Origin of the sequence: Streptococcus infantis (assembly GCF_047465525.1) — a bacterium.
GTDB classification, from domain to species: Bacteria; Bacillota; Bacilli; order Lactobacillales; family Streptococcaceae; genus Streptococcus; species Streptococcus infantis_R.
Genome location: NZ_JASGZS010000024.1, coordinates 23,032 through 29,200, shown reverse-complemented (window position 1 = coordinate 29,200; position 6,169 = coordinate 23,032). Strand labels below are relative to the sequence as shown.

Annotated in this window: 1 protein-coding gene; it reads left to right on the top strand. The window is 42.7% G+C overall.

The window, feature by feature from the left end; all coding sequences use genetic code 11:
* The first annotated feature begins 193 nt into the window (after positions 1-193).
* Positions 194-5,707, top strand: coding sequence for an SIALI-17 repeat-containing surface protein (locus tag QM374_RS08695; RefSeq protein WP_414311485.1), 5,514 nt, complete (start codon positions 194-196; stop codon positions 5,705-5,707).
* The last annotated feature ends 462 nt before the right edge of the window (positions 5,708-6,169 follow it).

The following is a 6,169-nucleotide window of genomic DNA, read 5'->3' as shown; positions in this document are numbered from 1 at the left end:
TGGTTAATATGAAACGAATTATGGCCTTAATAAATACAAAATAACCGAGGAATTCGCTCAAATTGATGAGTGATTCCTCGGTTTTCATTTCATTAAAAGTAAGAGAGCTCCTTTTTCAGTGGGCTTATTTCTGCAAGACTTATTTTTTTAAAAGAGAATGTATGCGCTTACAGATTTAAGAAAGGAGAATTTTGTGGATAAGAGATATTGGGAAAAATCATGTAAGTATAGCATCCGCAAACTAAGTGTCGGAGCTGCCTCTGTCTTACTTGGAGCTGTGTTTTTAGCAGCACAGGGTGTGGCTGCTGATGGTGTCGATATTACGGAAAGTGAGGCAACCATTACTGAAACCTCTGCTAAACCGGGTACGAAAGTAGAAGAAGTTGTTGCTTCTAACACAGAGACTCAACCTATAGCTGAATCAGCTGAAAAGCAAACAAACCCTGAGGCAGAACTACCTCAAACTAGTAGTCAGTCAGAGACAAGTGCTACTACCGCCCCTGCTGACAATAAGGAGAGCGAGAAACCAGAACTTCCTGTGAACAAGCAAGAACATTACGAATTACATTACAACCAACCAACTGCTCCTTCCTATGATGGATGGGAAAAACAAGCCCTCCCAGTCGGAAATGGGGAAATGGGTGCCAAGGTTTTCGGACTCATCGGTGAAGAAAGAATCCAGTACAACGAAAAAACACTTTGGTCTGGAGGCCCACAACCTGATAGTCAAGACTACAACGGAGGAAACTACAAGGACCGCTACAAAGTCTTAGCCGAGATCCGTAAGGCCTTAGAAGACGGTGACCGTCAAAAAGCTAAACAACTAGCAGAGAGAAATTTGGTTGGGCCAAACAATGCCCAATACGGTCGCTACCTAGCCTTCGGTGATATCTTCATGGTCTTTAATAACCAGAAGAAGGGCTTGGAAAATGTTACTGACTATCATCGTGGCTTAGATATTTCTGAAGCTATCACAACTACCTCCTATACTCAAGATGGGACAAGTTTCAAACGAGAAACCTTCTCTAGTTACCCAGATGACGTCACTGTTACACATTTGACTAAAAAGGGAGATAAGACGCTTGATTTTACCCTTTGGAACAGCTTGACAGAAGATTTACTTGCTAATGGAGATTATTCTTGGGAGAATTCTAAATACAAACAAGGAACTGTTAGCGTTGATTCTAATGGTATTTTGCTCAAGGGAACTGTCAAAGACAATGGTCTGAAATTTGCCTCTTATCTTGGTATCAAGACAGATGGACAAGTTACTGCTCAAGATGGTTATTTGACTGTTACAGGAGCAAGTTATGCAACACTACTACTCAGCGCCAAGACTAATTTTGCTCAAAATCCGAAAACCAATTACCGAAAGGATATTGATGTAGAAAAAACTGTCAAATCTATCGTTGAAGCTGCTAAAACTAAAGACTATGAGACTCTGAAAAATGATCACATCAAGGATTACCAAAGCCTTTTCAACCGTGTTCAATTAAACCTCGGCGGTAGCAAGTCTAATCAAACTACAAAAGAAGCTCTTCAAACCTATAATCCAACAAAAGGCCAAAAGTTAGAAGAACTCTTCTTCCAATACGGACGTTATCTCCTCATCAGTTCGTCTCGTAACCGAATAGATGCCCTCCCTGCCAACTTGCAAGGAGTCTGGAATGCTGTAGATAATCCACCTTGGAACTCAGACTACCACCTCAATGTCAACCTACAGATGAACTACTGGCCTGCCTACATGAGCAATCTCTCAGAAACGGCTAAGCCAATGATCAATTATATCGATGACATGCGCTACTATGGCCGTATAGCTGCTAAAGAATATGCAGGTATCGAGTCCAAAGAAGGTCAAGAAAACGGTTGGTTGGTTCATACTCAGGCGACACCATTTGGCTGGACTACTCCTGGTTGGAACTACTATTGGGGTTGGTCTCCTGCTGCCAATGCTTGGATGATGCAGAACGTCTATGACTACTACAAATTCACCAAGGATGAAACTTATCTTAAAGAAAAGATTTATCCAATGCTCAAGGAAACAGCCAAGTTCTGGAATTCCTTCTTGCACTACGACAAGGCTAGTGACCGCTGGGTTTCTTCTCCATCTTACTCGCCAGAACATGGAACCATCACGATTGGGAATACCTTTGACCAATCTCTAGTTTGGCAGCTATTCCACGACTATATGGAAGCAGCCAATCATCTGAAGGTCGACCAAGATTTGGTGACAGAAGTGAAAGCTAAATTTGATAAGCTCAAACCTCTTCACATCAACCAAGACGGCCGTATCAAGGAATGGTACGAAGAAGATAGCCCACAATTCACTAATGAAGGCATTGAGAATCACCACCGTCACGTTTCTCATCTGGTTGGACTCTTCCCTGGTACTCTATTTGGCAAGGATCAGCCTGAATATCTAGAAGCTGCACGCGCAACCCTAAACCACCGAGGAGATGGTGGAACTGGTTGGTCTAAGGCCAATAAAATCAACCTCTGGACCCGTCTCTTAGATGGAAATCGTGCCCACCGTTTGTTGGCAGAACAGCTCAGATCCTCAACCCTAGAAAATCTCTGGGATACGCACGCGCCTTTCCAAATTGATGGAAACTTTGGTGCAACCAGCGGTATGGCAGAAATGCTCCTTCAGTCTCACACAGGCTACATTGCCCCATTACCAGCCCTTCCAGATGCATGGAAAGACGGGCAAGTCTCAGGTTTAGTCGCTCGTGGTAACTTTGAAGTCAGCATGAAATGGAAAGAGAAAAATCTTGAAACGCTATCTTTCCTTTCTAATGTTGGTGGAGACTTAGTCGTAGACTATCCAAATATAGAATCTAGTATTATCAAGATTAATGGCAAGGAAGTTCAAGCTAGTCGCCTCAAAGATAACCGTATCCAACTTGCGACTCAAAAAGGTGATGTCATTACCTTTGAAAACTTCCCTGGACGAGTGACTCGCTTATCAGCCCTTCGAAAAGATTCCGTCACAGCTGAACTTGACTTTAACACAGTTGAAGGAGCAAGTCATTATGTCATCCGACGAGAAAGCAAGGATGAAAACAGTCAAACTCCTAGCGTTCGTGAGTTCATCACCAACCAAACTCACTTTATCGATCGCTCGATTGATTCTAGCCATGCCTATACTTATACCGTTAAGGCTATGCTAGGGGATCGTACAACACCAGTTTCAGATACTGCTTCTATCGATGCCTTCAGTGAATTGATGGATGACCGTGACAAGCGCATCCAGTACGGCTCAGCCTTTGGAAATTGGTCTGACACAGAACTATTTGGTGGAACAGAGAAATACGCTGATATCTCAAATGGAAATTACTCCGATAAGGATGCGACTGCAACTATTCCTTTCAATGGACCTGGTATTGAAATTTACGGACTCAAGTCATCTCAATTGGGACTTGCTGACGTTAAAATAGATGGCAAGTCTGTTGGAGAACTAGACTTCTATACAGCAGGGGCAACTGAAAAAGGTGTATTGATAGGACGTTACACAAATCTATCCTCAGGTCCTCATTTGATGACGATCACTGTTAAGCGCGAGCACAAAGGACGAGGAAGTGAACGCTCAAAAATTTCCTTAGACTACTTCAAAGTCTTCCCAGGCCAAGGAGAAGCTGTTGAGAAAATCGACGACCGTGACCCTCGTATCCACTATGGTTCCATGTTTAAGAATTGGAGCGATGCAGAACTCTATGCTTCTACAGAAAAATACGCTGACATCAACGCTAATGATAGCCTCTCTTCTGAAGCCACTGCAACCATTCCATTCTCTGGAACAGGTATCCGAATCTATGGATTAAAAACAGCATCACTAGGCAAGGCACTTGTCACACTGGATGGAAAAGAGATGCCAGCTCTTGACTTCTACACTCCAGGAGCGACTGAAAAAGGTGCATTAATTGGCGAATTTACCAATCTAGCAGATGGTGATCACGTTCTTACTTTGAAAGTGGATCCAAATTCTCCACAAGGACGAAAGAAAATTTCTCTTGATTCCTTTGATATCTTAAAAGCTCCATCTGTATCGCTTGATAATCCAAACCTTGACCCTATTAAGTCCAAAGATAAAACTGTTACCTTAACCCTACCAACTGGCAATTGGGATGCAGTCGCTGTGACCTTCCCTGGCATCAAAGATCCTCTCCTACTCAGAAAAGTCGATGAGGACCATCTTGTCACATCAGGCGAACAAACAGTATTAACCATTAAGGACAACAAGATACAGCTAGATATTCCTGAAACTACGGACCGTATAGCTGGCAATCCGATAGAAGCTTATACCATCCAAGGTACAACAACAACTAGTCCTGTTGTAGCTGTCTTTCCTAAGGACGAAACTGCTCCAGTTGAAGAAAAAATCCTTACAAGCAAAGGAAATGAGCCTGCTCCAGTTGTAACTATTCCTGAGTACACTAAGCCTATCGGAACTGCGGGAAATCAGGAGGCTCCTACTGTGGAAATCCCTGAATACACTGGTCCTGCCGGAACAGTAGGAGATCAAGAAGCGCCTTCTGTTGTAATTCCTGAATACACTGGTCCTACCGGAACAGTAGGAGATCAAGAAGCGCCTTCCGTAGTAATTCCTGAATACACTGGTCCTATCGGGACAGTTGGGGATCAGGAGGCACCTACTGCGGAAAGACCTGAATATACCAAACCTACCGGAACAACTGGGGAACAGGAAGCGCCTACTGTGGAAAGACCTGAATATACCAAACCTACCGGAACAACTGGGGAACAGGAAGCGCCTACTGTGGAAAGACCTGAATATACTGGTCCTATCGGAACTGTTGGGGATCAGGAGGCGCCTTCCGTTGTAATTCCTGAATATACTAATCCTATCGACACAGTGGGAGACCAAGAAGCGCCTTCCGTTGTAATTCCTGAATATACTAATCCTATCGGCACAGTGGGAGACCAAGAAGCGCCTTCCGTGATAATCCCTGAATATACTGAACCTATCGGCACAGTGGGAGATCAAAAAGCGCCTTCTGTGGAAATACCTGAGTACACTGAGCCTATCGGCACATCGGGAGATCAAGAAGCGCCTTCTGTGGTTATCCCTGAATACACTGAGCCTATCGGGACTGCAGGAGACCAAGAAGCACCAAGCATCACACTTCCTGAGTTTAAACTCAAAGTAATGAAAGATAAGACCACAAGAGCTCAAGTTATTAGTGGAACAACTGAACTCGAAGGAGCAAGTTATCTTGACAGTCAAAAAGTCGAAAACAAAGAACTCTTAGGCAAAATATACGATGCTTATGCTCTTCAACTCAAGGATAAAGATGGCAAACTAGTTCAACCAAAAGGTGCTGTACTCGTTCGTTTACCAGTTTCAGGTGCTGTCCAAGAACTCTATCAGTTGACTCCGACAAAAGACTTCAAATCACAAGAGTTCACCATCCGAGATGGGTATCTTGAGTTTATCACTCTTGACCTGAACACCTATGCTATTGTTTACAAGACAGAGAGCGCAACTGTTAAACCAGTGCCAGCCCAGACAGAAGAAACAAAGGTAGAAACTACAAGACCATTGGCTCAAAGAAATGATTCCAATGACAAAGCCTCTACGAATGAAAAACAACTTCCAGCTACTGGTGAACAGACTAGTCCTCTCCTCTTTATGGCGAGTCTCAGCCTAGCCCTCTCAGCTACCTTCTTACTAAAAGGTAAGAAAGATTAAATATTGTCCCCTTAGGAATATAGATTTATTCCGCTATAAAAAAGGATGGAAAATCATTCCATCCTTTTTCTGCTATGTGACTATTAGTCCGTCTCGCTCCGTTAGGTGCGAGACAAATAAACCACCTGCTATGCGGGTGTGCGTCGAAGGTTATATAGTAGATTGAAATAAGATATGAACAATTCGATTAAGAAAGGCAAACTAATTTCTAGAAATAATTTTAGCAGTCATAATGTACTATTCTAGATTCAATCCACTGTATAAAAAACTCCAAACGCGATACAATAAAGGTGTTCAAGCCAATTGTAAAGCGAAAGGAGAAAATATGCACACCGATATTATGCGTTTTTCTGATTTTAAAAACTTTTTACCCAGTCTCTTCTTGCTAATCTATAGTGGATTGAAAATAAGATATGAACAAAGAGATTAGGAAAGTCAAATTAATTTCTAGAAATGTTTTAG